Source organism: Acinetobacter sp. CY05 (assembly GCF_059515805.1).
This window is the reverse complement of sequence record NZ_JCAKMW010000011.1, coordinates 1-26,264: the sequence shown is the minus strand read 5'-3', so window position 1 is coordinate 26,264 and position 26,264 is coordinate 1. Positions and strand designations below refer to the sequence as shown.

At 41.4% G+C, this 26,264-nt stretch carries 19 protein-coding genes and 3 tRNA genes; 11 read left to right on the top strand and 11 right to left on the bottom strand.

Annotated features, from left to right (window positions below; genetic code table 11):
• Positions 1–263 precede the first annotated feature (263 nt).
• A complete protein-coding gene (gene hcaR / locus AC5YCD_RS09235; protein WP_496129764.1) occupies positions 264–1,169 on the top strand; it encodes a DNA-binding transcriptional regulator HcaR in 906 nt (301 codons plus the stop codon).
• Between the two features lie 357 nt (positions 1,170–1,526).
• On the opposite strand, the gene AC5YCD_RS09230 is transcribed toward hcaR, so the two are convergent.
• The 7 genes from AC5YCD_RS09230 to AC5YCD_RS09200 all read right to left on the bottom strand — a co-directional run bounded on the left by AC5YCD_RS09230 (position 1,527) and on the right by AC5YCD_RS09200 (position 9,259).
• Entirely contained in the window at positions 1,527–2,387 is an 861-nt protein-coding gene (locus tag AC5YCD_RS09230) for an alpha/beta fold hydrolase (RefSeq protein ID WP_496129763.1), read from the bottom strand.
• A gap of 273 nt (positions 2,388–2,660) precedes the next feature.
• The gene (locus tag AC5YCD_RS09225; RefSeq protein ID WP_496129762.1) at positions 2,661–3,905 is read right to left on the bottom strand and encodes an OprD family outer membrane porin; all 1,245 of its coding nucleotides are present in this window, start codon (positions 3,903–3,905) and stop codon (positions 2,661–2,663) included.
• A gap of 402 nt (positions 3,906–4,307) precedes the next feature.
• Positions 4,308–5,327 (bottom strand): 4-hydroxy-2-oxovalerate aldolase, encoded by a 1,020-nt coding sequence (gene dmpG / locus AC5YCD_RS09220; protein WP_496129761.1) that lies wholly within the window; start codon positions 5,325–5,327, stop codon positions 4,308–4,310.
• Between the two features lie 12 nt (positions 5,328–5,339).
• The gene (locus tag AC5YCD_RS09215; protein WP_168407266.1) at positions 5,340–6,236 is read right to left on the bottom strand and encodes an acetaldehyde dehydrogenase (acetylating); all 897 of its coding nucleotides are present in this window, start codon (positions 6,234–6,236) and stop codon (positions 5,340–5,342) included.
• 23 nt (positions 6,237–6,259) lie between these two features.
• Positions 6,260–7,057, bottom strand: a complete 798-nt coding sequence (gene mhpD, locus AC5YCD_RS09210; protein WP_496129760.1) for a 2-keto-4-pentenoate hydratase — start codon at positions 7,055–7,057, stop codon at positions 6,260–6,262.
• A gap of 478 nt (positions 7,058–7,535) precedes the next feature.
• Positions 7,536–8,204: an HAD-IA family hydrolase gene (locus AC5YCD_RS09205; RefSeq protein ID WP_496129759.1), complete on the bottom strand. Its 669-nt coding sequence runs from the start codon at positions 8,202–8,204 to the stop codon at positions 7,536–7,538.
• A gap of 92 nt (positions 8,205–8,296) precedes the next feature.
• A complete protein-coding gene (locus AC5YCD_RS09200; protein WP_496129758.1) occupies positions 8,297–9,259 on the bottom strand; it encodes an RluA family pseudouridine synthase in 963 nt (320 codons plus the stop codon).
• Positions 9,260–9,994: 735 nt separating this feature from the next.
• On the opposite strand from AC5YCD_RS09200, the gene AC5YCD_RS09195 reads away from it, so the two are divergent.
• The 5 genes from AC5YCD_RS09195 (at position 9,995) to AC5YCD_RS09175 (ending at position 15,779) form a co-directional block, all read left to right on the top strand.
• Positions 9,995–13,381, top strand: a complete 3,387-nt coding sequence (locus AC5YCD_RS09195; protein WP_496129757.1) for an Rne/Rng family ribonuclease — start codon at positions 9,995–9,997, stop codon at positions 13,379–13,381.
• 145 nt (positions 13,382–13,526) lie between these two features.
• The gene (locus AC5YCD_RS09190) at positions 13,527–15,368 is read left to right on the top strand and encodes a long-chain-acyl-CoA synthetase (RefSeq protein WP_496129756.1); all 1,842 of its coding nucleotides are present in this window, start codon (positions 13,527–13,529) and stop codon (positions 15,366–15,368) included.
• A gap of 124 nt (positions 15,369–15,492) precedes the next feature.
• Positions 15,493–15,568 (top strand) — tRNA-Lys (locus AC5YCD_RS09185).
• A gap of 24 nt (positions 15,569–15,592) precedes the next feature.
• Positions 15,593–15,668 (top strand) — tRNA-Lys (locus AC5YCD_RS09180).
• 35 nt (positions 15,669–15,703) lie between these two features.
• A tRNA-Lys gene (locus AC5YCD_RS09175) sits at positions 15,704–15,779 on the top strand.
• Positions 15,780–15,849: 70 nt separating this feature from the next.
• Here AC5YCD_RS09175 and AC5YCD_RS09170 read toward each other — a convergent pair.
• Positions 15,850–16,401 (bottom strand): hypothetical protein, encoded by a 552-nt coding sequence (locus AC5YCD_RS09170; protein ID WP_496129755.1) that lies wholly within the window; start codon positions 16,399–16,401, stop codon positions 15,850–15,852.
• Positions 16,402–16,697: 296 nt separating this feature from the next.
• On the opposite strand from AC5YCD_RS09170, the gene AC5YCD_RS09165 reads away from it, so the two are divergent.
• Both AC5YCD_RS09165 and AC5YCD_RS09160 read left to right on the top strand, forming a co-directional pair.
• A complete protein-coding gene (locus tag AC5YCD_RS09165; RefSeq protein WP_496129754.1) occupies positions 16,698–16,952 on the top strand; it encodes a PspC domain-containing protein in 255 nt (84 codons plus the stop codon).
• A 320-nt stretch (positions 16,953–17,272) separates the two neighbouring features.
• Positions 17,273–20,359, top strand: coding sequence for an autotransporter outer membrane beta-barrel domain-containing protein (locus AC5YCD_RS09160; RefSeq protein ID WP_496129753.1), 3,087 nt, complete (start codon positions 17,273–17,275; stop codon positions 20,357–20,359).
• A 56-nt stretch (positions 20,360–20,415) separates the two neighbouring features.
• Here the strand turns inward: AC5YCD_RS09160 and AC5YCD_RS09155 are convergent, their stop codons facing one another.
• Positions 20,416–21,582, bottom strand: coding sequence for a hypothetical protein (locus tag AC5YCD_RS09155; protein ID WP_496129752.1), 1,167 nt, complete (start codon positions 21,580–21,582; stop codon positions 20,416–20,418).
• A 214-nt stretch (positions 21,583–21,796) separates the two neighbouring features.
• Between AC5YCD_RS09155 and glyQ the strand changes: the two genes are divergently transcribed.
• From glyQ to AC5YCD_RS09140, 3 genes are all read left to right on the top strand, one after another.
• Positions 21,797–22,780, top strand: a complete 984-nt coding sequence (glyQ, locus tag AC5YCD_RS09150) for a glycine--tRNA ligase subunit alpha (RefSeq protein ID WP_496129751.1) — start codon at positions 21,797–21,799, stop codon at positions 22,778–22,780.
• Positions 22,780–24,849 (top strand): glycine--tRNA ligase subunit beta, encoded by a 2,070-nt coding sequence (gene glyS / locus AC5YCD_RS09145; RefSeq protein WP_496129750.1) that lies wholly within the window; start codon positions 22,780–22,782, stop codon positions 24,847–24,849. The genes glyQ and glyS overlap by 1 nt, the downstream gene beginning before the upstream one ends.
• 67 nt (positions 24,850–24,916) lie before the next feature.
• Entirely contained in the window at positions 24,917–25,555 is a 639-nt protein-coding gene (locus AC5YCD_RS09140; protein ID WP_496129749.1) for a YaaC family protein, read from the top strand.
• 1 nt (position 25,556) lies between these two features.
• On the opposite strand, the gene AC5YCD_RS09135 is transcribed toward AC5YCD_RS09140, so the two are convergent.
• Positions 25,557–26,027, bottom strand: a complete 471-nt coding sequence (locus AC5YCD_RS09135) for a transposase family protein (protein WP_496129748.1) — start codon at positions 26,025–26,027, stop codon at positions 25,557–25,559.
• A partial coding sequence (locus tag AC5YCD_RS09130; RefSeq protein WP_496129747.1) for a transposase family protein occupies positions 25,975–26,264 on the bottom strand: 290 nt, incomplete at its 5' end. The genes AC5YCD_RS09130 and AC5YCD_RS09135, both read right to left, overlap by 53 nt.

Here is a 26,264-nt window from a genome sequence, read left to right as displayed (position 1 = left end):
GGTAACGGCACAAAAAGTAATAGACTCAACTTGCGACGATAATCGTTTTTTGAGCACTCTTAGTGAAATATTTTTTTTGTTTCAATTAAGAGATTTTAAGAATTATTAAATAAATCATCCTCGCGCCAGAAACACTCATATACTTACACTAAGCATTTATTTTCTAAATGGTAGAATCATCTTCACCTAATAGTTGTTTATAGATTATACTAAACAGAAATCATAGTAAGACATTTTTTGGATTACTCTTTGGGACTGGTGATATGGAATTACGACACCTTCGATATTTTATTACCGTGGCTGAAGAACTTAACTTCAGTAAAGCGGCTTTAAAACTTTTCACAGCACAACCTTCATTAAGTCAGCAAATTAAAGACTTAGAAGAAGATGTGGGTGTCAAGTTATTACACCGTACTAAGCGTAAGGTTGAACTCACGGAAGAAGGTGCTGTGTTCTTAGAACAAGCCCGTTTGACGCTAGCTCAAGCAGACAAGGCAGTGGCGATGGCGCGCCAAGTGTCACAAGCCAAACAGCAAATGTTACGCATTGGTTTTGTACCTGTAGCTGAGATGAAAATCTTCCCTTATGTACTACCTAACTTACGGGTGCAAAATTCTGATCTGAAGATTGAATTGCTGAGTATGAATAACTCAGATCAGAGTAAAGCGATTAAAAAAGGTGAATTAGATATCACTTTTACTCGCCAAAGCCTACAAAGTGATGAAATTGAAAGTCAATTTGTGTTGCGTGAGCCTCTCATCTTTATTTTACCGAAAGACCACCCGCTGGCAAAATACGAGCGCATCCCTGTTAAAGCATTGAATGGTATAGATTTTATCATTCCTTCCGCAGAACAGTCACAAACACTGCATAACTTAATTTTAGATTTTACCAAGGCCAATAATATTGAACTAAATATTGTGCAAAAAGCTGACAATATTCTGTTTAATATCAACTCCATTGGTATGGGTTTAGGTTGCACCATTTTACCGGGCTACATTGCACCGCTCACGATGAGCAATACGGTGATTCGCCCTTTAGATGTAGAGCTACCGCATCTAGACTTGTATGTTAGCTACCGTAAAAACAGTTCATCTATAGCGGTTTCTAAGTTTATGGAACTTTTAACCCGAGTATTTTATTTGGGCTTTAGCCGCGACACAGAATAATTTTTTACGACTCACCAGTCAGATCAAGGGCACCATTATTTTATCAATAAATGATGGTGCTTTTTTACGGGCAATTTCGCCTAAATTATAAACAATATAGACTTAAGTCTAAGATCGATTTTATAGTATGTCAGTGTGTTGAATGAAAAAAAAATCATAAGAAAATGTTTCAAGCTGAGCGCAATAGGCTTTTTTACCCCCAACTACAACTTAAGTCTAATAAGATTTAGCGCTGCTTTACACAGCATTTAAACAAATTGATCAATTATATATGAGAATAAGATTCATTTAATATCATCAGTTTGGTGATTAAATCAAAAAAAAGGATGACCTAAAGTCATCCTTTTTTAATATGGCTTATTTTACACCATGTACTGCAAGGTAGTTTTTAATCACAGTGTTGAATTCTTCAGCTTTTTCAACTTGTGACCAGTGACCACATTGGCTGAAGATATGCGCATCAGCATTTGGCACAATGTTTAAAATATCCCAAGTACGAGATACCGGGATCACCACGTCTTGCGTACCGTGAATCAACAATACTGGTACAGTAATGTCTTTCATTTTTTCAAAATCAAGCGGGAATTCAAAACGATCGCGGTCACGTGCGCCAACCACATCCATCAAACGGTTTGATGCATAGTCGTTTGCAGCAGAAGCAAAACGTACTTTTACAAGTTCGTCAGTGATCAAGTCTTTGTTCACTACAAACATAGAAAGGGTTTTTTTGATCCCTTCTTCTGTTAATACTGGGTTTGCGTGTGCTTTTAGTGCAGCTGTTTGTTTTGCACCGCCAGTACCCATAGAAACGATACCTAAAATACGCTCTGGATAGTCAAGCGCCATTTGGAAAGCTAACCAGCCACCCAATGAGTTACCCACTAACCACGTTTTTTCAATGCCTAACGCATCTAAAGTACGTACTGCGTGATCTACCCATGCACGGATCCCATATTCTGTACCTGGTGCAACGACAGTTTGACCATAACCAATCGTATCAATAGCGATACAACGTGCTTGTTCACCAATTGCAGGTAGGTTTAACCACCAGTTTGCCGCAGCAGATACACCAGTACCTGAACCGTGTAAGAATAAAATTGGTGTACCTTCACCAATTTCGTGGTAATGGGTAAGCTCGCCTTCAGCAGTTTCAATCCATTTGTCTTCTAAACCAAAGAATGCATCAGTGGTGTATTCAGGGATTTGTACAGTGCTCATACTTATTCCTCGTATCGCGTAAAACTGTGGCGGGTTGCCCCAACCTCAGTGATTTTATTCAGTGTATGACTGGTTTAACCCTTCCATATTACCTGTTCATTGGCCTAAAACTGATATAAATTTACGATCAAATCGTATAAAAAAACGATAATTTAAACTATTGTTTTATAAGGTATTTAACTTCAATTAAAGCCTTATTTTTATTCAGGTATTTTAATTGAAAATATTTATACATAAAAAAGAGCAGCTTAGACTGCTCTTTTTAAGCTTAATTTAGAATTTATGTGTATAGGTAGTTGCCACACGATATTCCTGTAAGTCTGATTTATAATCAAAATCAGCATCAATATACATGGCTTGTACACCTAAACCTTTGAGTTTACCTTCAGGTACAGTGTAATTCACAATTGCATTCAACTCTTGTGAATCTTGATCTTTTTTGCCCGCTGTATCAGCGTCAAAGCCCATCATATATACAGCAGTGGCATTTAAACCTTGTACACCCAATTTAGAAAAATCATAGCCATAAGTTAAACCTACTGATTTTTCGTTAGCAGCTGTAAACGTGGCAACGCCCCAGTTAACTAAATACGGCTGTGGTACCCAACCACCCAATGTTGGGAATGAACTATCCCCCATCATTTGTTGGTAACCTAAGCCAAATGTATGTGAACCGTGATTGATTTTGGCACCTAAAGATAGCGCTTGGTTATCAATCTTGCCATATAACTTGTCACCTGATTCTGAATTATCAAAATAACGCGCATGGCTAGTCAGTTTGGTTTTTTCGCCTAATGTGGTGTTGTAGTTTAAACCGACATAATGCTGTTGATAGATGTCTTGCACATCTGCATACCAATAGCTTAGCCCCACTTCTTTAGTTAATTGATGATCGACCCCAGCGATCCACATCCCATCTGCTGCTGCACCATTGTCAAATTGAGGCGGGGCAAATTTGGTTAAATCACGGAACTGGTTGTCATAACGATTATTGATGCTATCAATATAGGCTACAGTAAATTTAGTATCATCCAATAGATCTTTAGATTCTAACCATGCACCATTATAGGTGGTCAGCAATTGACGTGATGGGTCGAAGACCAATACTGGTGATACTGGCAGTAACTCACCTACTTTTAATTCGGTTTGTGACACTTTGGCCTTTAAGGTCGCACCAATTTTACCAAATTGATCCTTTGACTCTTTGCCATCATGCGGCAAAATCCAATCTGGATTTTTATCACGACCATTCAATTTAAAGGCATGTTGTACTAAAAGGTCTGCACCGACGTGTACGCCACCACCAATATCGTGATAACCCGACTTCGCATCTAAAGTCACACCCTGTGACCAAGATCCCCAGTTATTTTGTGGTTGATCTGCAATTTGACGGTCTAAATAAAAATTTTTAAACTTAAGCTGAACTTGGCTATCGTCAATAAAATCCGCGTGAGTTGCAGTTGTCCCTAATGCTAGTGTAGCGGCACAGATGGCTGTGCTTAATAATTGGCGACGCATGGCTACATTCCTTAAGTCTAGATGATGCTGGCTTGCGCTCATCATGCAAAAATCACTGCAATAAAAAAATCCGACTAGAGTCTTAATCTTATTTTCTGCTATACCGTCGTATTGTTAAGCAAATTGAATAAATTAGAGCTTTTACCAATAACTCATTTTTAATTTTTTTCCATTTAATCAAAATAAAGCCTTGTTGTATTTAATCTTTTTTTACTTTTATTTTTTAACATTTATTAATTCTAAAAAATTAATTGTTTTTAAGTTTAAATAAAAAATGCATGCTCACTAATAATATACGCTTATAATATATAAAACATCTAAAAACATATATTTTATCTATAAATCAAATATTTGCGCACAAAAAAGCACCCAATTGGGTGCTTTTTTTATGAACTTTAAGCCTTAAGCTTGCAATTCACGTGCTTTTGCCATGGTTAATGCCAAATCTTCGATCATGTCTTCTTGACCGCCAACCGTACCACGGCGACCAAGTTCCATTAAGATTTCACGCGCAGATACGCCATATTTCGCTTCAGCACGTTTAGCAAACAATAGGAATGACGAGTAAACACCCGCATAACCTAAAGTCGCTGCATCACGGTCTGCACGAATTGGGTTGTGCATCATTGGAATCACAAGGTCTTCAGCCACGTCTTGTACTTTGAACAAGTCAACGCCAGTGTCCATACCCATACGATTTGCAACCGCGATGAACAATTCAAGTGGCGTGTTACCCGCACCAGCACCAAGACCCGCAGATGCCAAGTCAACACGTACCGCACCTGCTTGAACAGCAGCAACAGTGTTAGAAACACCCATACCTAAGTTATGGTGACCGTGGAAACCAAGTTCGATGCTTGGATCCAAATGTTGACGTAAGTGACCAACGCGATCAATTACATCTTGCGGAAGCATGTAACCTGCAGAGTCAGTCACATAGATACAGTTTGCACCGTAAGACACCATCTTCTTCGCTTCTTCTAAAAGACGCTCAGGAGTTGCCATGTGAGCAAGCATTAAGAAGCCCACTGTGTCCATTTCTAACTTACGTGCAGCAGTGATGTGCTGTTCAGAACAATCCGCTTCAGTACAGTGCGTTGCAACACGAATGGTTGATACACCAATTTCGTGTGCCATTTTTAAATGGTCAACCGTACCAATACCAGGAAGAAGAAGTGCAGAAACTTTTGCATTCTTCATACGTGGCACAACAGCAGATAGGTATTCTTCGTCAGTTGCAGCAGCAAAACCATAGTTTACTGATGAACCACCAAGGCCGTCACCGTGAGTCACTTCAATTAAAGGTACGCCTGCATCATCAAGTGCTGTTGAAATGGCAATCATTTGCTCAACAGTGGTTTGATGGCGCTGTGGGTGCATACCATCACGTAAAGTCATATCATGAACAATAATCTTAGACATTGTGGTATTCCCTTAAGCTTCGGCAGTGTTAAAAACGTGTTCAGCAAACATTTCTGCAGTACGTGCAGCTGCTGCTGTCATAATGTCGAGGTTACCCGCGTATTTTGGTAAGAAGTCACCCAAACCTTCTACTTCTAAGAAGATAGAAACACGGTTACCATCAAAAATAGGACCATTTACAAGTTTGTAACCAGGTACATATTTTTGAACTTCTTTAATCATTGCGTGTACTGATTCAGTGATCGCCGCTTGATCTGGTTCACCTTCAACTAAGCAATGAACCGTGTCACGCATCATTAGTGGTGGCTCAGCAGGGTTAATGATGATGATCGCTTTACCTTGTTTCGCGCCACCCACTTTCTCAATTGCACCCGCAGTTGTACGAGTAAATTCATCAATGTTTTTACGTGTACCAGGACCAACAGATTTAGTCGATACAGTTGCAATGATTTCGCCGTATTCAACAGGTTGAACGCGAGATACTGCAGCAACCATAGGAATTGTTGCTTGACCGCCACAGGTTACCATGTTGACGTTTGGCACTTCGCCAGCTGCAAGCAATGCTTCTAAGTTTACTGGTGGTACGCAGAATGGACCAATCGCTGCAGGCGTTAAGTCAATCATCAGTACGCCAAGTTCGTTTAACTTGCGGCTGTTTTCAGCGTGTACGTATGCAGATGTTGCATCGAAAGCAATTTTGATGTCATCTTCAAGCACGTGAGGAAGAAGACCATCAACACCTTCAGCAGTGGTTTTTAAACCCATTTTCGCTGCGCGTGCAAGGCCTTCAGAAGTAGGGTCAATACCTACCATCCACACTGGCTCTAACCATTCGCTGCGTTGTAATTTATAAAGCAAATCTGTACCAATGTTACCTGGACCGATCATTGCACATTTAATCTTTTTCATGAATGTACTCTCTAAATTTCGATTTATTCAGCAGCAAAAGCAGCAGTTACTGAACCAAAGCCTTCAATTTCAACTTTGAATTCATCACCTGGGTTCGCTACAACCATAGGACCAAGCGCACCTGTTAATACGATATCACCTGCAAGTAATGGACGACCACGACGTACCATTTCATCTGCAAGCCAAACCGCAGCATTAAGTGGGTTTGCAAGACACGCTTTACCAACACCTTGAGAAACCACTTCGTCAGCGCGAGTCATCACCATCTTGCAATTAACAAGATCAAGGTTATCCAGTTTTACAGGACGAGAACCTAAAACAAATGCTGCAGATGAGGCGTTATCGGCTACAGTATCAATCAATGAGATTTTCCAGTTTTCGATACGGCTATCCACCACTTCTACCGCAGGAAGTGCATAATCAGTCGCGCTGATAATGTCGGCATAAGTGTGTTTTTCTTGGGTTAAATCTGCTTTAAGAACTAATGCGATTTCTGCTTCAACTTTTGGCTGAATCAATAGACCCGCAGGAATCGCTTCACCATCGCCATACGCCATATCGGCAAATAACATACCAAAGTCAGGTTGATCTACACCGAGCTGTGCTTGCACAACTTTTGAGGTTAAACCAATCTTACGACCCACTAAACGGCGGCCTTCAGCCAACGCACGTTTGGTATTGATTTCTTGAACTGCGTAAGCAATATCTACATCAGCAGTTTCACCGCCTAATTGTGGACGGATCGGTGCGATCGCAGCTTGATTAACTTCTGCATCACGCAGCGCTTGAGCAACTGATTCAACAACAGCAGAATTCGACATCAATGTTTCCTTAAACTGCAAAAATTGGACGTATACCATGCAGAAAATCTCAGCTCAAACTATGCTCACTCAAGCGTGCTTGTACAGTGAAAGTGCTGAATTTTTGCGATGGATATAGGTATAAACCTATTTAGAATCGACAATCTAGCGCCTTTATGCCAATACTTATTTTATTTTTTACAATAGTTAAAGCCTATAAAGCATTTTTATAATTTTAAGAAAAATTAATAACCTAATACAAATAGGCTACTTTTCTCTATACAAAAATTGCTACAACAAAAGCGATCAATTTAAAAAAAACCTACATCTACGACTAAAAGATAATAAAAAAAATCGCGCTATGGGGCTTGAGCTTGGCAAAGCTGCTGCTGAGTGAAAATTATTGCAGCCATGCCGTTAAATCAAATGAAGCTCAGGATGGTATTCAATAAAGCTAAAAAGGCTCATAGTCTGTCCTCCTTTTTAACATATTCAGCCCTTAAGCGACTTCAACTTGTGTAACTTGGTTTAACAAAAACTGCTGTAATGCCTGAACATCTGCAGCAATATACAGCGGTTTAAATTGCTGTAATAGCTCGACCGAATGTACACCATAACTTACCCCTACGCTTGGCATAGCAAGGTGAGCGGCCATATGTAAATCATAGCTGCTGTCACCAACCATGATGGCCTGCTCAGCTTGAACACCCGTAACGGCTAAAATTTCTTTAAGCATGAGGGGATCTGGTTTCGATTTGGTTTCGCTCGCTGCACGAGTCACTACAAACACATCTTCACTTTGAGTTTGCTTTAATACGCGGTCTAAACCTTTACGACTTTTACCTGTAGCTACAGCCAGTTGTACCCCTTGTGCTTTTAATGCTTGTAACATTTCAGCCACACCACTAAACCAAGCATCGCCTTTAGAGTTGGCAACATAATGCTCCGAGTAACTTTGCAAAATATCAGCATGTAGTTCAGGTACATGTGGAAACAGGGTCTGTGCCACTTCCGGTAAACCTAAACCAATAATGCTTTTAGCAGCATCAAAAGTTAAAGGTTGATTAAACTTTTGGGCGGCAAATTGTAGACTGGCTACAATCTGCCCCACTGAATCAAATAATGTACCATCCCAATCAAAGATAATCAGTTCTACTGGTTTTTTCATTGCGTTCCTTTATTTGATTCAGTATTAGACTGCTTCACTCTGTCCTAAATTCAGCTTATTCAGGGAGAGCATGGATTTAAATAAGCTTATGCTTATTCATCATCTTCGACAAAGGTCACTACTTTATCAGCTTTTTGCGCACGTAACTGCGCTACAGTGCTTTGCATATCTTCAGGCAATGGCGCTTCAATCACAGGATAGCCTGGAATCTCAAGACGCATCGCATGTAAGCACAAACGGCGTGGCTTAGGCCCTTTGTATTCAGTTTCATGCCCATACTTTTCATCGCCTACCAGCGGATGACCAATACTTAAACCATGCACACGAATCTGATGAGTACGACCCGATAATGGTGATGCATACACCAAAGTGGCATGCATAAAGCGTTCTTGTACATTCCACTGGGTTTTTGACTCTTTACCTTCTTTAGAGACACGCACGCGACGTTCGCCATTTGGTAGTTCATAACGGTGTAGAGGCTGGTCAATTAGTTGCTTATCTAAAGCTACTTTACCTTTAACCACAGCCGCATAGGTCTTTTGGATTTTGTGTTCGCGCAGCATATCTTGCAAGGTTTTTAACACACTGCGTTTTTTAGAAATCATCACCAAACCTGAGGTATCACGGTCAATACGATGAATCAATTCTAGGTATTTTTTACCACTCGCTGCACGCAAGCCTTCAATTAAGCCATAGGCCACACCGCTACCACCATGGACTGCAATCCCTGCAGGTTTATTGACAACCATGAGGCCTTCATCTTCATACACAACGCGGGCCAACAAGCCTTGCGCCACTTTATCTGAAACAGCAGCTTCTTCTTTTTGCTCAAAACGAATCGGCGCCACGCGAATTTGATCGCCAATTTTAAGTTTAGTTTCTGCTTTAATACGTTTTTTATTGACGCGCACTTGCCCTTCACGAATCAAACGATAGATACGGCTTTTGGGTACGCCCTTTAAACGGCTAAATAAAAAATTATCAATACGCTGATCCAATTGATGTTCATCAACTTCGAACCAAGTGACAGCTTGCCATTGTTGGGTAGAATTCATACAGTTACTATGACCTAAAAAAATACTAAAATTGAATAAAAAATGTTCGGTTAGGCTATTCTTTTCACAAGAAAGATCAGTTTAGCCCATAGGCAGATGATGCAAGGTTTGATATAGTCAGCGCACGGAAACCACCGTAACTGAGTCGGAATTTAAACAAAAACCTGTTTTTAGGCTTTGTTCAATTAAATGAATCACTCAATTAGCTCGGAAAGGTCCCAAAAGAATATGCCAACGCCGAGGGCTTATTATATCGGCAAAACCTGCAAACTGTTGCGTTAATTTGTACCTCGGTACAGAAATCAGTTTGCCCGAAAAAATATGTCGCCAACCTTAGGTTGGTTTTTAAACGTAAACTGATACACATCAGATTCGTCGCCCCTGCACTATTTCAGGCTACAGCGTTTGATGCATTGGATCTGCACAATTTGTAAAGATACGACGTTCATTCCGTATCAAGACATTCTATCTAAAAGAGAGGGATGCTCTTCGAGCAATGTGACAGTGAAAGTTACTCATCCAATGCACCGCATGTCCGCCAGTGAAACACGCAGGTTGACTTTAATCGTTTAAAGATTGAAGCCGTATTGCTTAACCATCAATACGAGAATCATACACCTTAGCCAACCCATTTGGCAGGTTAAAAAAGCTTAGAACAAATCTAAGCATTGATCCGTGATGTTTTTTAAGCAAGTCGCGACCTTATGCTGTGTATCACTATAAGGTGTTACACCCATGAAACGTATGTTGATTAATGCAACACATGCTGAAGAAATTCGCGTTGCACTTGTCACTGGTCAGCGTCTTTACGATTTTGATTTAGAAAACCGTACCCGTGAGCAGAAAAAATCCAATATCTACAAAGGTCACGTGACTCGCGTTGAGCCATCACTTGAAGCTGTCTTTGTTGAATATGGTGCACAGCGTCAGGGCTTTTTGTCGATGCGCGAAATTGCCAATTCTTATTACCAAGCTGACCCGCGTCAAACCACCAACATTCGTGAATTGATCACTGAAGGCACTGAACTTTTAGTGCAAGTGGAAAAAGAAGAACGTGGTAATAAAGGTGCTGCACTGTCGACCTTTATTTCGCTTGCAGGTCGTTATTTAGTTTTAATGCCAAACAATCCAAAAGGTGGCGGTATTAGCCGTCAAATTTCGGGTGCAGTGCGTGAAGAACTCAAAGAAATGTTGGCAGCCTTAAACATTCCACGCGGTATGAGTGTGATTGTACGTACTGCGGGTATTGGTCGCTCACAAGAAGAGTTACAACTCGACCTTCAACACTTAATGGATCTTTGGGCGCAAATTCAAAGCACATCAAGTTCAGGTCCATCTCCGATGTTAGTGCATCAAGAAGCGGGCGTGGTAACACGTGCCATTCGTGACTATCTACGTGATGATGTCGCTGAAATCTTAATTGACTCAGAACAAGCCTATAACGAAGCGTATAACTTTGTGAAAGCGGTGATGCCACGTCAGTTAGATAAGCTGAAAACTTATACTTTAAATGAGCCTTTATTTGCGCATTTTGGTGTCGAAAGCCAAATTCAAACGGCTTATGAACGTGAAGTGAAATTGCCTTCAGGCGGTTCAATCGTGATTGATCAAACTGAAGCTTTAGTGTCCATTGACATTAACTCAGCGAAATCAACCCGTGGTCATGATGTAGAAGAAACTGCACTAAATACCAACTTAGAAGCCGCTGAAGAAATCGCGCGCCAACTTCGTTTACGTGATATTGGCGGTTTAGTGGTGATCGATTTTATCGACATGACCAAAGACCGTAACCAGCGTATGGTGGAAGCCAAATTACGCGAAGCGACGCAAAGCGACCGCGCACGTATTCAATTTGGTCAATTGTCACGTTTTGGTTTAATGGAAATGAGCCGTCAACGCTTACGTCCATCTTTAGAAGAAGCAACAGGTTATGTCTGCCCACGCTGTCATGGCACTGGTATGGTACGTGACTTACGTTCTTTATCACTGTCCATCATGCGTAAAGTGGAAGAGATTGCACTGCGTGAACGTCATGGTGAAGTTCAAGTACAAGTGCCTGTCGAAATTGCCGCGTTCTTGTTAAACGAAAAACGTCATAGCCTAGTTTACTTAGAACAAACTTCAAATGTACGTGTAACCGTTTTACCGCATCCGCATTTAGAAACGCCACACTACGAAATTTCATATAACCCAGAAGGCTTTGCGCCAACCAGTTACGAGCGTACAGAAGCAACCCGTAACAGTGAAAAAGAATTGGGTTATGAATCGTCTGAGTGGCATTTAGAAGAAGCAGAGCACATTCCTGCGCCTGCGCAAGCACCACAACAAGAAAAAACCAATAAACGTGCGCCTAAACAGCAGCACAATCATGCACCAGCTCAGCCACAAGTTGCTGCGCCAGCACAACCACAAGCTGCTGCATCTAGCCCATGTGCATGGTTAGAAAACTTGTTTGTACAAAAACAAGCCAAAACTGTGGATCAAGCACGTACCGCCAACAATGCTGCTGCTGCAATTGAACAAATGGTCAATGGTGGTGCAGTGAGCCGTGGTCAATTTGGTCAAGTGAATCACACAGCTGCTGCGCCTGCTCCTGCTGCAGCGGTTGTTGAAAGCAACAATGCTTATTTAGCCCCATCAACCGTGGCTAAAACTGAACGTGATGACAAGCCTGTAGAACGTGAAGAAAAACCACGCCATAACAGCAACAACAAAAAACCACGTAACAACAAGCATAAAGAGCCACGCGAACAAGTTGCTACACCAGAGCCTGTACATCAAGTACATGAAGAAGTCGTACAAATCTCGCGTCAAGAGCAACGTCAAGAAGCGCGTGAAAACAAACGCAACTCACGTCGTCAGCATCATAACAATGAGCCAGCACAAGCACAGCCAGAAGCGCAAGCTGCTGAACAAGCTGTACCACGTCGTGACCGTCGCAATCAACCACGCCCAGAACGTCCAGTACGTCAACGTGATCCAAGCGTCTTAAATGATACGCCAGCCTCTGCACCAGTTGCTGCTGTCGCAGTTGTCAATGATAAACAACCTAAAGTTGAGGTCGTTGAAGTACCGCGTCAGGACATCACACCAACTGCCTTGGTGGTGAATGTTGACCAAGCGCAAAGTGATATCGTGGCTTTAGCGCCTGCACAAGCTGCAGTGAAAGCGGAACGTCAAGAACGTCCACATCGTCAACCGCGCAATGAGCAACGTGAACGTAAAGCTGAAAAAGCACCAGTTCAAGCGCCAGCTGAAGTTGCTGTAGTGGAACAAGTGGTTGAGACACCTGTAGCTGTGGAAGAAAAACCGCAACAACAGCAAGTCAAACGTGCCAGCAACGATCCGCGTCAACGTCGTCGTGAACAACGCCAAGCCAAAGCACAGCAGACACAAGCGCCTAAATTGCGTGCCACTGAAGTACCTACTTTAGCGCAATACAACATTGGCAGCTTAATTCGTCATGTTTATGGTGAGGATTGTTCAGTACTCATTGAACAGTTTGGCTTATTACCAACCTTTAACCGTGCCCTGCAAAAATTCACTGATGAATATGCAGCAAGCATCGCCAAAGGTGCAGCGCCGGCTGAAGTTCAAGCTGAGAAGAAGCCTGTTACTCGTGATGTTGCAGTTGCCAAAGCACAACCTGAAGCAGAACCAGCACCAGTGTTAGAACTTACGCCACCTAAAGCAGTCGCACGTGTGGCCAATGACCCGCGTGAGCGTCGTCGCTTGGCTAAACAAGCTGCTGAACAAGCGTTTGAGCAAGCCAAAAAAGCGCAAGAAGTGGCCGCCGAAGTTCCTACAGCACCGGTTGCTGAAGTAGCGAACAGCGCTGCAGTAGATGCACCACTTGCAACTCAAGCTGAAGCCAACATTGAAGTAAGCGCTGTTGCTGAAACCGAAGCCACACCTATGCCTGAGCTTTCAGAACAAGTTGCGGTAGAGATTGAAGCAGAAGTGACTGAAATCACTGCTTTAACTCAAGCTGATGCTCAAACACCTGCGCTTACTGATGAAGCAGCTACTGAAGATGCAGCCAAAGTCAGCAAGGATAAAAATGTACGTCCACGTCGTCCACGTGGTCGTCCACCTAAAAAAGCGACACCAACTGCCGAATAAAGCATGGCATAGGCCAAAGTTTTAACTAAACCTAGCCACTTCGGTGGCTGGGTTTTTTTAATCGTTTTAGCACGTTATTGTTATAAAATCTAATCACTCACCCCAGCTAGTCCATGGGATTAGATGACGAATAAATAGGATTCTTATGAGCCAAAAATCACAGAGCGATCTTATTGGTATTGCTGAAGTTGCAGCAAAATTGCCGAAGTTTATGCGCAAAGTGCCACACTTAATTAGTGGTCTCAAACAAGCTTATTTGCGGACGTCTAATACGCCTGCGGGACTAGGCCTTGCCTTCGAAAAAGCAGTGAAACGTAATCCACATGGCTATGCTTTACTGTTTGAAGAGCAAAAATTTACCTATAATCAGCTCAATGCTTGGGCCAACCAAATTGCCCATTACTATCTATCACTTGGTGCACGTAAAGGCGACGTGATTGCAGTGATGCTAGAAAACCGCCCTGAACTGATTGCCACGGTTTTAGGGTTAGCAAAACTTGGGGTAACAGCAGCTCTAGTTAACACCTCACAAACAGGCAAAGTGCTGATTCATAGCATTAATTTAGTAAAACCGATTGCTTTAATTGTGGGTGAAGAGTGCCGTGCTGCTGTGGATGACATCCGTCAAGCCCTAGAAATTAATGAAGATCGCTTCCATTGGTTTGCTGATCAACCCACAACTGTACAACATGGTACAGCACCAAATGGCTATTTAAATTTAGCACAATTGATCGACAACTTTGCTCGCTTTAACCCACCCACTACGGGCAAAGTCCAAGGTAAAGATGGACTGTTTTATATCTATACCTCTGGTACCACCGGTTTACCTAAAGCTGTGGTATTTAGTAATAGTCGTTGGACACTTGCTTATGGCACCTATGGTCATGTTTTAGCCTTAAATAAAGATGATGTCATGTACGTGACCCTACCGCTATATCATGCCACAGGTATTGTGGTGTGTTGGTGTGGCGTGATTGCTAGTAGTGGTGCCCTTGCGATTCGTCGTAAATATTCAACCTCATCGTTCTGGCAGGATGTGAAAAAATTTGATGCCTCTGCCATTGGCTATGTGGGTGAACTATGCCGTTATTTAATGGATGCACCTGAATCCGAGCTCGATCGCGATCATCGCGTCAAAAAAATGATTGGCAACGGTATGCGCCCTAACATTTGGGACAAATTCAAAGCTCGTTTTGGGGTTGAAGAAGTTCTAGAACTGTATGGCTCAAGTGAAGGCAATGTTGGCTTTAGCAACGTGTTTAACTTTGACAATACTGTTGGTTTCTCACCTACCCCTTATGCGGTGATTGAGTTTGATAAAGACAAAAACGAACCGATTTTAGATGCCAATGGTTACTGTAAACGGGTTAAAAAAGGCGAAACAGGTCTTTTAATTGGTAAAATTACTCGTCGCTCACCCTTTGATGGCTATACCGACAGTAGCAAAAATAAAGCCGTCATTATGCAAAACGTGTTTAAACCAGGTGATGCTTATTTTAATACCGGTGATTTAGTCCGTGATATTGGCTTCCGTCATGCTCAATTTATTGACCGTTTAGGCGATACCTTCCGCTGGAAAGGTGAAAATGTTTCTACGACACAAGTCGAAAACATTGTCAGCGACTACCCTAAAATCGCCAATGCAGTGGTTTATGGAGTTGAAGTACCACATACCAACGGTCGTGCCGGGATGGTAGCAATTACACTTGCCGAAAATGCTACACTTAATCAACAAGACTTAAGCGATATGCTCAGCCATTTTAAAAATGAGCTTCCAGCCTATGCAGTACCGTTATTTGTGCGGGTACAAGAGCAAGTGGAAACCACAGGAACTTTTAAATACCTTAAAAACAAATTAAAAACCCAAGGTTTTAATCTAAATGAAACCAATGAGCGTATTTTGGTCTTGTTGCCTGGTCAAAAAAGCTACTGTGATTTAACTCCGGAAATCTATCACAATATCCAAGCGTATAAATATCGCTTCTAAATTGGTTGTTTTTTGATAGAAAAAACGCAATTTGTTGCATTTATAAGCAACCATGCAAAACTTTGTGATTTTTCCCTTGCGCTGTCTGCAAATCTTGCTACAATACGACCCATCAAAACGAGATGGGTCGTTAGCTCAGTTGGTAGAGCAGTAGACTTTTAATCTATTGGTCCCGCGTTCGAGTCGCGGACGACCCACCACTTATTTTGATAGATCTTTGAGATGGGTCGTTAGCTCAGTTGGTAGAGCAGTAGACTTTTAATCTATTGGTCCCGCGTTCGAGTCGCGGACGACCCACCATCTTCTAGATAGATCTCCTGCAGTAAAATTTGAATGGGTCGTTAGCTCAGTTGGTAGAGCAGTAGACTTTTAATCTATTGGTCCCGCGTTCGAGTCGCGGACGACCCACCATTCAATCCAAAGATTTAAGTTTTTATATTCAATATTACTTATGTAATGTTGGATTTTTTTCGTTTTAAGCTTACTCAATCTTAATTAATTTATAGGCCTGTGTCGGAAAACGATTGGTCTTGGCAAAATAGTCACGATTCACCGCCGTCGCATTGGCAATCTTCTCTAAGTCCATCACAATATTACCATCGCGATCAATATTATAGAAAAACTCAACGCCACTGGCTCGATGCAAAATGATTTGATGGCTTTCAGGTTGGTATGACCAACGATCTTGACGATACTGATCTTCAGAGGCAGACTGAATACTGCCGAGGTAAATAATACTCCGGTGTGCACTACCATCTTCTAATAAGCTAATCACAAAGTCTGCTGTGCCCTCTTTACAATGGATAAAAGGATCATCGCAGCGCATTACTACTTTATAACGCCCTATATAAGGCCGAGCTTGCTCGGGTACTTTACTGTTGCTGACTCGGCTACGCCCCGGTGCGACTACCTCACTAGCAATCTGACGTAACCTTTGCCCTTCAACGTGCTGAGCAATTTTGTCACGTAGTCCTTGATCGACTATAGGATTATCACTTGAATATTGAAGATCACAGGCCGTTAGGGTCAACATGCATAGCGCTAACCCCACGGTGATATTTTGCTGTTTTAATCGCACTTAAACTTTCCCTATACGATTAAGTTGAATTATCCTGCACCCAATCTTAGTTATATGATTGTTCATAATATATATGATCTGATTGGTCTGCTAGATCTTGTATCTCATTTATTTTATGCAACTATTTATATTCGAGACATCCTACTTACATAAATTAACTATTTTTTTAAGAGTATTACTTTAAAGACGATAAGATGAGCCCCATTTTATAAGTAGCTCATCTATTTAGCTGATATTTTTAGGAGAACTCAATGGCCAATGTTGGTTTATATCGCTCGCAGCGCTCGAATATGATTGCAGGGGTGATGGGTGGTATTGCTGAACGTTTTGGTTGGAACGCAAACTTATTGCGTATAATCTTTATTTTCATCTCCATCATGAGTGCCGCCTTTCCAGGAATTTTAGTTTATCTTGTATTATGGCTAGTCATGCCAAAACAACACTTACATGCTCAGCATGACTCTGCAACTCATTCTATGCGTACTGTGTACGACTCGAAAAAGTAAGCCTGCTTAGCGTTACATTCTATGTAGCGCTTTTTCATGTATAAGCCTTAAAGTTTTTATCTCTGACATAAAGTTAGGATTTTTACATTAAAATATAGTCTAGACACCGTATTTATGATTTCAAACATCAGCCTTATAAAATAAAAATACCTTAAATAACAAACATATATAATTATTTTCTTAATATTTCTTAATTTCCATATGGTTTAAATTTTATGTGATTCTTTTATATGTTTTTAATTTTATTAAAGTTTTGTCACATTTACAAAAAAATCAAAAAATGTTAATTATGTCGCAAATCTTCTTAAGAGATAATAACAATGAATCGGGTATTTAAAAATGTCTTTAATAAGGCAACTGGGGAGTATGTTGTTGCATCAGAACATGCAAAGGGACACACTAAAAGTCAGAAACTGATGTGCAGTGGTGTTGCAGCAACTTTAGTTCTTTTTGGAGTGAGCGTTAGTCATGCTAGTACTGTTTTGGAAAACAGTGTAGTAGAGGTTTCCATTAGTGACATTGGTACGTTTGGCTCAGGTAAGCAAAATAATTTAGGGATTTTATATGACCCTACGGAAAATGGTTTATTTTATCCACAACGTGACTACCTAACTCCTGGTGGGCCGTGGCAAATTTTTGCTGTATCGACTAGCGAAACTGGAATTCAAAGTAACGAAAATAACTTATCTGCGAAGCCCAAAAAAGATTTTGAGACCATTTCATCTACTCAACATCAAGTCATTGATAATAGTAAAGGACAACAAAGTGCTTCTTGGACTGGACAGTATACACATACTGATGGAAAGGTGTATTACAATATTACCAATCAATATAGTGTAGATAACACATTACATGGTATTGCAGTAGAAACAAAAATCTTTGCTAAAGAGAATCTAACCAATGTTAAATTCTTAACAGCCATTGATCCAGATTCTGATGGTTATGAGCTCCCAGCTATTTCTAGTGATAGATATGTGACTATTAATAAACGTGGCGATGCTAACAACCCAGATTTTAATGAAAATAATTGGGTATATGCTGAAGGTCCACTGACCGGCAATATGATTGGTATTCATTCTACATCTTCCTATGAACACAATACAGCAATCCTCAATGGTTGGAGTGCTACAATTAATGGTCAAAAAGAAGGTGCTTTCCATGATCCAGACCGTTATTTGTCAGGTGAGGTTTATGGTGAATATGGCGATTATGCAATCGGTATGGGCTTTAAGGTTGGAGATATTGCAGCAGGAGATTATGCAGTCATAGATTATAAGTATCTCCTTGGAAGTCCTTTTACCAATCCAGTTCCCCCCCCAGTCAATCCACCAGTTGAGGCATGGACCCATATTGATTTAGCTCAAAGCTATTATCAAAGTACCAAACTCAATGGGTCTACTACCTATCTGCCTGACTTAGGCGTGAACGTACGCCCGATCTTTGAAGGTGGTACTTTACAAATAGATCATGGCAATGAATCAGGCTTCTATGCCAATGATTTCACCATGAATGAATTAGGCGGCAAGATTGATGCCAATGGCACTGAGAGCCGTTTTAAAGGCGTATTTAGCAATACTGAAGGTGTGACGCAAGCTGGCGACTTCCATATTGTTAATCGCAGCAATCAAAATGGTACGGTCATTTTTGAGGGAAAAAATACCTATAACGGTAAGACCATCATCGAAAATGCGAGCTTAGCCTTGGCTCAAGGCGGTGATCTACAACATAGTTCAGGCGTACATTTGGCCCATGAAGATGCTGTGTTTGATGTGAGTAAAATCACTGACAAAGCCACACAAATTCAAGATTTAAGCAGTAGTGCCGGTACAGTTTACACTGGTAACACAGTGCTAACCGCAGGTACAGCCAACGATACCAGCTTTGCAGGCCAATTTACTGGTCAAGGTGGTTATAACAAAGTTGGTACAGGTACCCAGCACATTACTGGTCAAAGCCAAGATTTTGCAGGCGTAACTAATGTAGATCAAGGTACACTACGTGTTGATGGCTTACTCAACAACCAAGCTTTAAATGTATTAGATAAAGCAACTTTAAGCGGTCAAGGTTTTGTCGGTGGATTACTTACAGGGCACGCTGGTTCATTTATTGATCCTAATGGCCGTGATTTTGGTCGTTTAACCTTAACGGATGACTATATCGGTCAAGCCAATTCCAATATCCTGATTCAAACCATATTGGGTGATGACAAGAGCATAACCGACGTTCTTGCCATTCAAGGCAATACGCAAGGCAATGCTTTGGTTCATGTTGAAAATGTAGGTGGACAAGGTGCCTATACTCAACAAGGCATTAAAGTGATTGATGTCGATGGCGAATCAAATGCACAGTTTGCTTTAGCCAATGGTCCAATTAAAGTCAATGCCTTTGAGTATAACTTACTACAAAATAGCCCTGCCGATCCAAATGATGGCGACTGGTATTTATACAGCACCTACCGTGCTGGGATTGGTAATTATATTTCAACCCTATCATCTAACATTGAAACAGGCCTCAGTACAATTGGCAGCCTATATCAACGAATTGGTAGTCCTTATGAACCTGATGCCAACTATAAAACCACGTGGGGTCGTTTACTCGGCAACAGCGTTGATAAAAATGGCAACACACAGTTTGACTACAACCAATACAGCATGGGTTATCAGTTAGGTGGAGAACACTTTGCCATTGATAAAGCCAACAGCAAACATCGTTTTGGTTTAATGAATCATTTCATTCATGCCAACGCCAAAACCTATGATAACGAGCGCTTAAAATTAGGTTTAGGCCATCAAAACAGTTCGATTGATACCGATAGTTTTGGTTTTGGTGCTTACTACACAGCGACCTTTAACAATAATCTGTATTTAGATCTGGTCACTCAGATGAATTACATTGAAAATTCAATTGAAGTGCAAGCAGAACCTGATTTCACTTGGGAAGCATGGCAAAGTGCGACATCGCTGGAGTTAGGTCGTGCCTTTAACTTAAGTCAACAAACCAAAATTGAGCCGCAAGCCCAGTTGTCGTATATCTATACCACCTATCGTGATACACAAGATGCGTATTCTAACGTCATTGCAGACAGCACTAGCAGTGTATTAGCGCGTATCGGTGCACAAGTGAATCATGGCTTTAACTATAAAGAGCGTCCAGTGAGCGTTTATGGTTTACTCAACTATCGCCATGAATTTGCGCCTGATCATAAATTAAGTTTAGTGTCTTTAACCGACGGTTCAGAAATTCGTCTAACTGAAAGTTATGAAGAAAGCTCTATTGAAGCCGGTCTTGGTATTCAAGCGCAATTGGCTAATTTATACTATGTGTATAGCGATGTGCGTCATTTAGCAGATGTGAATGGTGACAGTAGTCGTACCCAAGTCAATTTAGGGATGAAAGGTCGCTTCTAAATTAAAACTCAATAAAAAATGCTGCTTTATGCAGCATTTTTTATTTGTCATAAGCTTTAGTTTTTTAACCATGCAATTTGCTTTGGCACAACATCAAGCTGAATGCGTTGCACTATCTGGCCTGTCGTTAAATCTATCTGGATAATTTGCTTAGCTGCTGCATCATTCATAAAGACATGATCTTGCCTACCATGCATTGCCAATTGCGTTTGTGCTAAGTCAGTAGCTTTGCTGAATACAGGTAGGTAATGCATCACTTGCCATGTGCTGCTCTCTAAAATAGATAGACCGCCCTGATCATCCAAAATCACAAAATACTTTCCGCTACTACTAAAACTTTGCTTTAAGCGTTTTAGTGGTTGGTCAGTCCATGCCACAAGATCGGCTTGTTGGTTGGCTGGATCAACAATAAACAGCTCTTGTTGTGTTGACGCTAACGCAACTAAATCACTAACTTTTTCATGTCCGAGTAAAGTGCCAATACGGACTGGGGTCGCAATTTTAGTATCAATAAAGCGTTGCCCTTGTTGCTCGACTAACAGCACTCCATCTTGGCAGCCAAAGGCAATAAAGTTTTGATTAGATGCTGCACCGTGTAGACCTGGGCAGGCATGACTTAAAGTTTGTTCTTCATGGTAATGATCGCCATGTTGGGCATAGCTTTTCACCATGCTAAGCTGCGTTTCCCCTTCAGCTAAATAGCTACTGAGCACCATATTGCCACGTGGTTCTGCTACCCCATGATGCTTATATGGTAGACGCTGTGAAGCCACTAAACCTTGGGCAATATCTTGGTCAGTAAACACATCAAATTTAGAGCTTTGAGTCTCGCTGCCATCATAAAACACTGCCGCTTGCCCATTCATTTGACGGTAATGCGTTGGGGCTGCGCCATATAAACGATAGTCTAAAATCTTAGGCTGCGAACCTGCTGCCACAAAACTCACCTCACCTGCCACACGATCCATAAATAACGCATAACCATAGCTTGGGCTGCTATACAGCGCCAAAGGCAATTGCTTTAACGCCGTATTAAAGACCGTTTTATTTTGCTTTAAATCATAAAGCGATAATGCGGCACGCTCATTCTCCTGACTCACGACAGCCAAATGTCCTAAAGCTAAATTGGGCTGTGGCTGTCCTTCATCTTGCACTTGTTGCTGTGAAGAGCCCCCACCCCCACAAGCTGTAACTAAACCTGCGACAAGCACTAACCCCAACATACGTAAATGTTGCCTATTTTCCTCAGAATTGCTTTCTTGTTAAATTTTGAAACGTTATAACATAACATTATAAAATTACCAATCTTGATTTTTTATTCCTACAGCTCATTACACATTCAAGCGATACGATGGCTTTTCAGTGGAAACCTTTGCCACTGTCTAGCAAAATCCTTATACTTAAGGGCAATTTTTCTCTAATTTTAAGTGGATGACCATGAGTCGCGCCATATCGCATATTGATACCTTCCAAGGCTTAATTCTTGCCTTACAAAACTACTGGGCCGAGCAAGGCTGCGTTGTATTACAACCTTACGACATGGAAATGGGCGCAGGGACATTCCACACTGCGACATTCTTACGTGCGCTTGGGCCTGAAACTTGGAACGCTGCATACGTGCAACCATCACGCCGTCCGAAAGATGGTCGTTATGGCGAAAACCCAAACCGCTTGCAACACTACTACCAATTCCAAGTGGTGCTTAAGCCAAACCCAGACAACATCCAACAGTTGTACCTAGACTCATTAAAAGCGATTGGTATTGACCCACTTGTACACGACATTCGTTTCGTAGAAGACAACTGGGAATCTCCAACACTGGGCGCTTGGGGTCTTGGTTGGGAAGTATGGCTCAACGGTATGGAAGTAACGCAGTTTACTTACTTCCAACAAGTTGGCGGTGTTGAATGCTACCCAGTCACAGGCGAAATCACGTATGGTTTAGAGCGTCTTGCCATGTACTTGCAAGGTGTTGATTCTGTATATGATTTGGTTTGGACCAAAGGTCAATTTGGTACAGTAACGTACGGTGACGTGTTCCATCAAAACGAAGTTGAACAATCAACCTATAACTTTGAATATGCACCAGTCGACAAGATGTTCGAACTGTTCGATTTCTATGAAGCTGAAGCGACACGTTTAATCGAAGCGGAACTTCCACTTCCTGCGTATGAGCAAGTGATCAAAGCATCTCATAGCTTTAACTTACTTGATGCCCGCGGTGCAATTTCAGTGACTGAACGTCAGCGTTATATCTTACGTGTACGTACGTTGGCACGTTCGATTGCTACAAGTTATGTAGCAGCACGTGCGAAACTTGGTTTCCCTATGGCAGAACCTGCACTGCGTGACGAAGTTTTGGCGCAATTAAAAGCACAAGTTGAAGCAGAAACAAAAGTTGAATCTAAGGAGAGCAAATAATGTCTAAACATACCGTTTTGTTCGAATTAGGCTGTGAAGAACTTCCACCAAAAAGCTTAAAAAAATTACGTGATGCGCTGCAAGCTGAAACTGTAAAGGGCTTAAAAGATGCAGGTCTTGCATTCGATTCTATCGAAGCCTACGCAGCTCCACGTCGTTTGGCATTAAAAATTGTCAACGTTGATGGCGCGCAAGCGGACACGCAAAAACGTTTTGATGGCCCTGCAAAACAAGCAGCATTTGATGCTGAAGGCAATCCAACCAAAGCTTTAGAAGGCTTTATGCGTGGTCAAGGCATCACTGTAGATCAAGTATCGACTTTCCAAGCGGGTAAAGTCGAAAAAGTATGCTACTTAAAAGATGTGAAAGGTCAAAGCCTAGACGTGCTTTTACCGCAAATTTTACAAACTGCGCTTGATAACTTACCAATTGCAAAACGTATGCGTTCAGCTGCTAGCCGTACTGAATTCGTACGTCCTGTAAAATGGGTGGTATTGCTTAAAGACAACGATGTGGTTGATGCAACCATTCAAGATCACAAAGCAGGAAACGTAACTTTCGGTCATCGTTTCCATGCACCTGAAGCAATCACTTTAACGCATGCTGACGAATACTTAAGTAAGTTAAAAGCAGCTTACGTGGTGGCTTCTTTTGAAGAGCGTCAAGCAATCATCGACGGTCAAGTCAAAGCACTTGCTGATGAAGTCAATGCCATTGCGATTGTACCTGCTGATCTTCGTGATGAAGTGACAGCATTGGTTGAATGGCCTGTTGCGCTTCGTGCAAGTTTTGAAGAACGCTTCCTTGCTGTACCGCAAGAAGCTTTGATTACCACCATGCAGGACAACCAAAAGTACTTCTGCTTAGTGAACAGCGACAATAAACTTCAACCGTACTTCATTACTGTGTCAAACATTGAGTCGAAAGACCCGACACAAATTATTGAAGGTAACGAGAAAGTGGTTCGTCCACGTTTGTCGGATGCTGAATTCTTCTTCTTACAAGACCAAAAACAACCGCTTGCATCTCGTAAAGAGAAACTTGCAAACATGGTCTTCCAAGCAGAATTGGGCACGCTTTGGAACAAGTCTGAACGTATTGCGAAACTCGCTGTAGCACTCGCGCCAATTACAGGTGCAAATGCTTCCGACGCTGAAAAAGCGGCACTTCTTGCGAAATGTGACTTAACCTCTGAACTCGTGGGTGAATTCCCAGAACTTCAAGGTATTGCGGGGACTTACTACGCACGTCTTGAAGGCGAAAATGATGAAGTTGCTGAGTCTTTAGGTGAGCAGTATTTACCTAAATTTGCAGGTGACGTTTTACCGAAAACCAAAACAGGTACAACGATTGCCCTTGCTGACCGTTTAGATACATTGACGGGTATTTTCGGTATTGGTCAAGCGCCGACAGGTTCTAAAGACCCGTTTGCACTGCGTCGTTCTGCAATTGGTATCTTACGTCTTGTGACTGAAAACGAGCTAGATGTATCAATTGAAGATCTCATCAAACTTGCACTTGCTGCGTATGGCGATGTATTGAAAGACCACGATAAGACTTTGGCGGATGCTGTTGCATTCCTAGAAGGTCGTTACCGTGCGAAATACGAAGACCAAGGTGTTGCGGTTGATGTGATTCAAGCGGTTCAAGCGTTGTCGCCAAAATCTCCACTTGATTTTGACAAGCGTGTAAATGCGGTTAATCACTTCCGTGCATTGCCTGAAGCTGCTGCTCTTGCTGCTGCAAACAAGCGTGTTGCCAACATTCTTGCCAAAGAAGCTGCACCTGAAGGCTCTGTAGTTGAAGCAAACTTAGTTGAAGATGCTGAAAAAGCATTGTTCGCTGAACTTGCGAAAATTACACCTGTGGTTGAGCCGTTATTTGCTGCGAAAGACTACACTGCTGCGTTGTCTGCACTTGCTGCACTTCGTGCGCCTGTAGATGCGTTCTTTGATGGTGTAATGGTAATGGCTGATGATGCTAACCTAAAAGCAAACCGTTTACGTATGCTTGCACAGCTTCGTGACTTGTTTACCAAAGTGGCTGATATTTCGGTGTTACAGCACTAATCGTTACAGATTGTAATTGATTAAAAAACCCGCTATTTTGATAGCGGGTTTTTTAATTGAGCTGAAAATGAGTAAATCATTAGAAAAAGGCGAAATAGCTTTATTTAGATATAATAAATTACGTTTTTCTTTTGCGAATCTTAAGGCTGGTGATCAGCAAATATTAACAAGTGATCTTTGGTCACTCATCAACTCACATTTACAGCAAAAAATTTCCAAAAGCAGAGACCCAAACAAAACTTTTCTAGAAAGAGCTTTATACTTTTCATCACTTGCAGAATCATTCTATAAGGCAGCAAACAGTGTTTTACTTCCTACCAGAGCAACTCTCTTATATTATGGGATGCTTAATTTAGTAAAGTGTTTTCTTTCTTATCAAAAAATTGAACTTGAAACAGTACATGAGCATCATGGTCTAAATTTACCATTAGGCACAAGTGGTCAAGTTCAAGCCAAACCAAAATCAACAGAGGGAGTGAATATATTTGCAACGTTTTCAGAATTGATGGGCAAAAAAATTAGTCACCCCTTAACTATAAACTTTAGACAAGCCGTAACTAATATCCCTGAAATTCATAGCCTTTGTCATAGTTTAGAACTTATTAATAAAAGAAAACTATTACCAATCTCAGTCGAAATATTAACTAACTCTGATCACAACAAGTTTTTTACTGAAGTAATAATTGATAATAGACCTCTTTCATAAATCATTTTTTACTCAGCTCCAAGTTATAAATTCCAGCAATTAGATTGAATCTCAAACCAAGTCTTTTAGCTCTATTGCGATAACGTTCCGCAAGGATCTTGAAGGTTTTCAGGCTGCCAAATACATGCTCAATTGCTATTCTTCTTTTATTGATTTCCTGATTATAGATTTTTAGTTCAGGATCCAATTTACAGCGTCTTTTGGCTTTTAAGGGCAACAGGCTATTGGGATACAAAGTATAAATCCCCTGATAACCTTTATCTGCAAGAACAAAGGCTCCTGAAGGAATCTGGTTTAAATTGCGTTTGAAGAGCTCGAAATCATGTACAGCACCACGACTGGTACATAAACTCAGAATTTGCTGAGTCTTGTAGTGAATCATGGCCTGTACTTTAAAGGTATGGGTCTTTTTCTTGCCGCTATAGCTTTTCTTCTGTTTTTTTAGGCCTTTGGATTGGAATTTCTGTGGCATCCACGATCACCACATTCCAGTCTATGCCTTTGCCCTCGGGTAAATCTTTAGGTAAATTAAAAAGATTGGACCGAATCAGGCAGTCTTCAACATGACGGACAATTCTTGAGGCTGTGGGCTCTGAAACCCCGTAACTCGTCGCAACGTGAAATAAGGTTCGGTATTCCCGCCAATAGCTCAAACAGAGCAGAACCTGATCCTCCAGGCTTAACTTGGGTGGTCTGCCTTTGGCAGGGA

Excerpts from the sequence above, each read along its gene's own strand:
- hcaR (WP_496129764.1), top strand. The coding sequence starts at position 264 with ATGGAATTACGACACCTTCGATATTTTATTACCGTGGCTGAAGAACTT.
- AC5YCD_RS09230 (WP_496129763.1), bottom strand. The coding sequence starts at position 2,387 with ATGAGCACTGTACAAATCCCTGAATACACCACTGATGCATTCTTTGGT.
- AC5YCD_RS09225 (WP_496129762.1), bottom strand. The coding sequence starts at position 3,905 with ATGCGTCGCCAATTATTAAGCACAGCCATCTGTGCCGCTACACTAGCA.
- dmpG (WP_496129761.1), bottom strand. The coding sequence starts at position 5,327 with ATGTCTAAGATTATTGTTCATGATATGACTTTACGTGATGGTATGCAC.
- AC5YCD_RS09215 (WP_168407266.1), bottom strand. The coding sequence starts at position 6,236 with ATGAAAAAGATTAAATGTGCAATGATCGGTCCAGGTAACATTGGTACA.
- mhpD (WP_496129760.1), bottom strand. The coding sequence starts at position 7,057 with ATGTCGAATTCTGCTGTTGTTGAATCAGTTGCTCAAGCGCTGCGTGAT.
- AC5YCD_RS09205 (WP_496129759.1), bottom strand. The coding sequence starts at position 8,204 with ATGAAAAAACCAGTAGAACTGATTATCTTTGATTGGGATGGTACATTA.
- AC5YCD_RS09200 (WP_496129758.1), bottom strand. The coding sequence starts at position 9,259 with ATGAATTCTACCCAACAATGGCAAGCTGTCACTTGGTTCGAAGTTGAT.
- AC5YCD_RS09195 (WP_496129757.1), top strand. The coding sequence starts at position 9,995 with ATGAAACGTATGTTGATTAATGCAACACATGCTGAAGAAATTCGCGTT.
- AC5YCD_RS09190 (WP_496129756.1), top strand. The coding sequence starts at position 13,527 with ATGAGCCAAAAATCACAGAGCGATCTTATTGGTATTGCTGAAGTTGCA.
- AC5YCD_RS09170 (WP_496129755.1), bottom strand. The coding sequence starts at position 16,401 with ATGTTGACCCTAACGGCCTGTGATCTTCAATATTCAAGTGATAATCCT.
- AC5YCD_RS09165 (WP_496129754.1), top strand. The coding sequence starts at position 16,698 with ATGGCCAATGTTGGTTTATATCGCTCGCAGCGCTCGAATATGATTGCA.
- AC5YCD_RS09160 (WP_496129753.1), top strand. The coding sequence starts at position 17,273 with ATGAATCGGGTATTTAAAAATGTCTTTAATAAGGCAACTGGGGAGTAT.
- AC5YCD_RS09155 (WP_496129752.1), bottom strand. The coding sequence starts at position 21,582 with ATGTTGGGGTTAGTGCTTGTCGCAGGTTTAGTTACAGCTTGTGGGGGT.
- glyQ (WP_496129751.1), top strand. The coding sequence starts at position 21,797 with ATGAGTCGCGCCATATCGCATATTGATACCTTCCAAGGCTTAATTCTT.
- glyS (WP_496129750.1), top strand. The coding sequence starts at position 22,780 with ATGTCTAAACATACCGTTTTGTTCGAATTAGGCTGTGAAGAACTTCCA.
- AC5YCD_RS09140 (WP_496129749.1), top strand. The coding sequence starts at position 24,917 with ATGAGTAAATCATTAGAAAAAGGCGAAATAGCTTTATTTAGATATAAT.
- AC5YCD_RS09135 (WP_496129748.1), bottom strand. The coding sequence starts at position 26,027 with ATGCCACAGAAATTCCAATCCAAAGGCCTAAAAAAACAGAAGAAAAGC.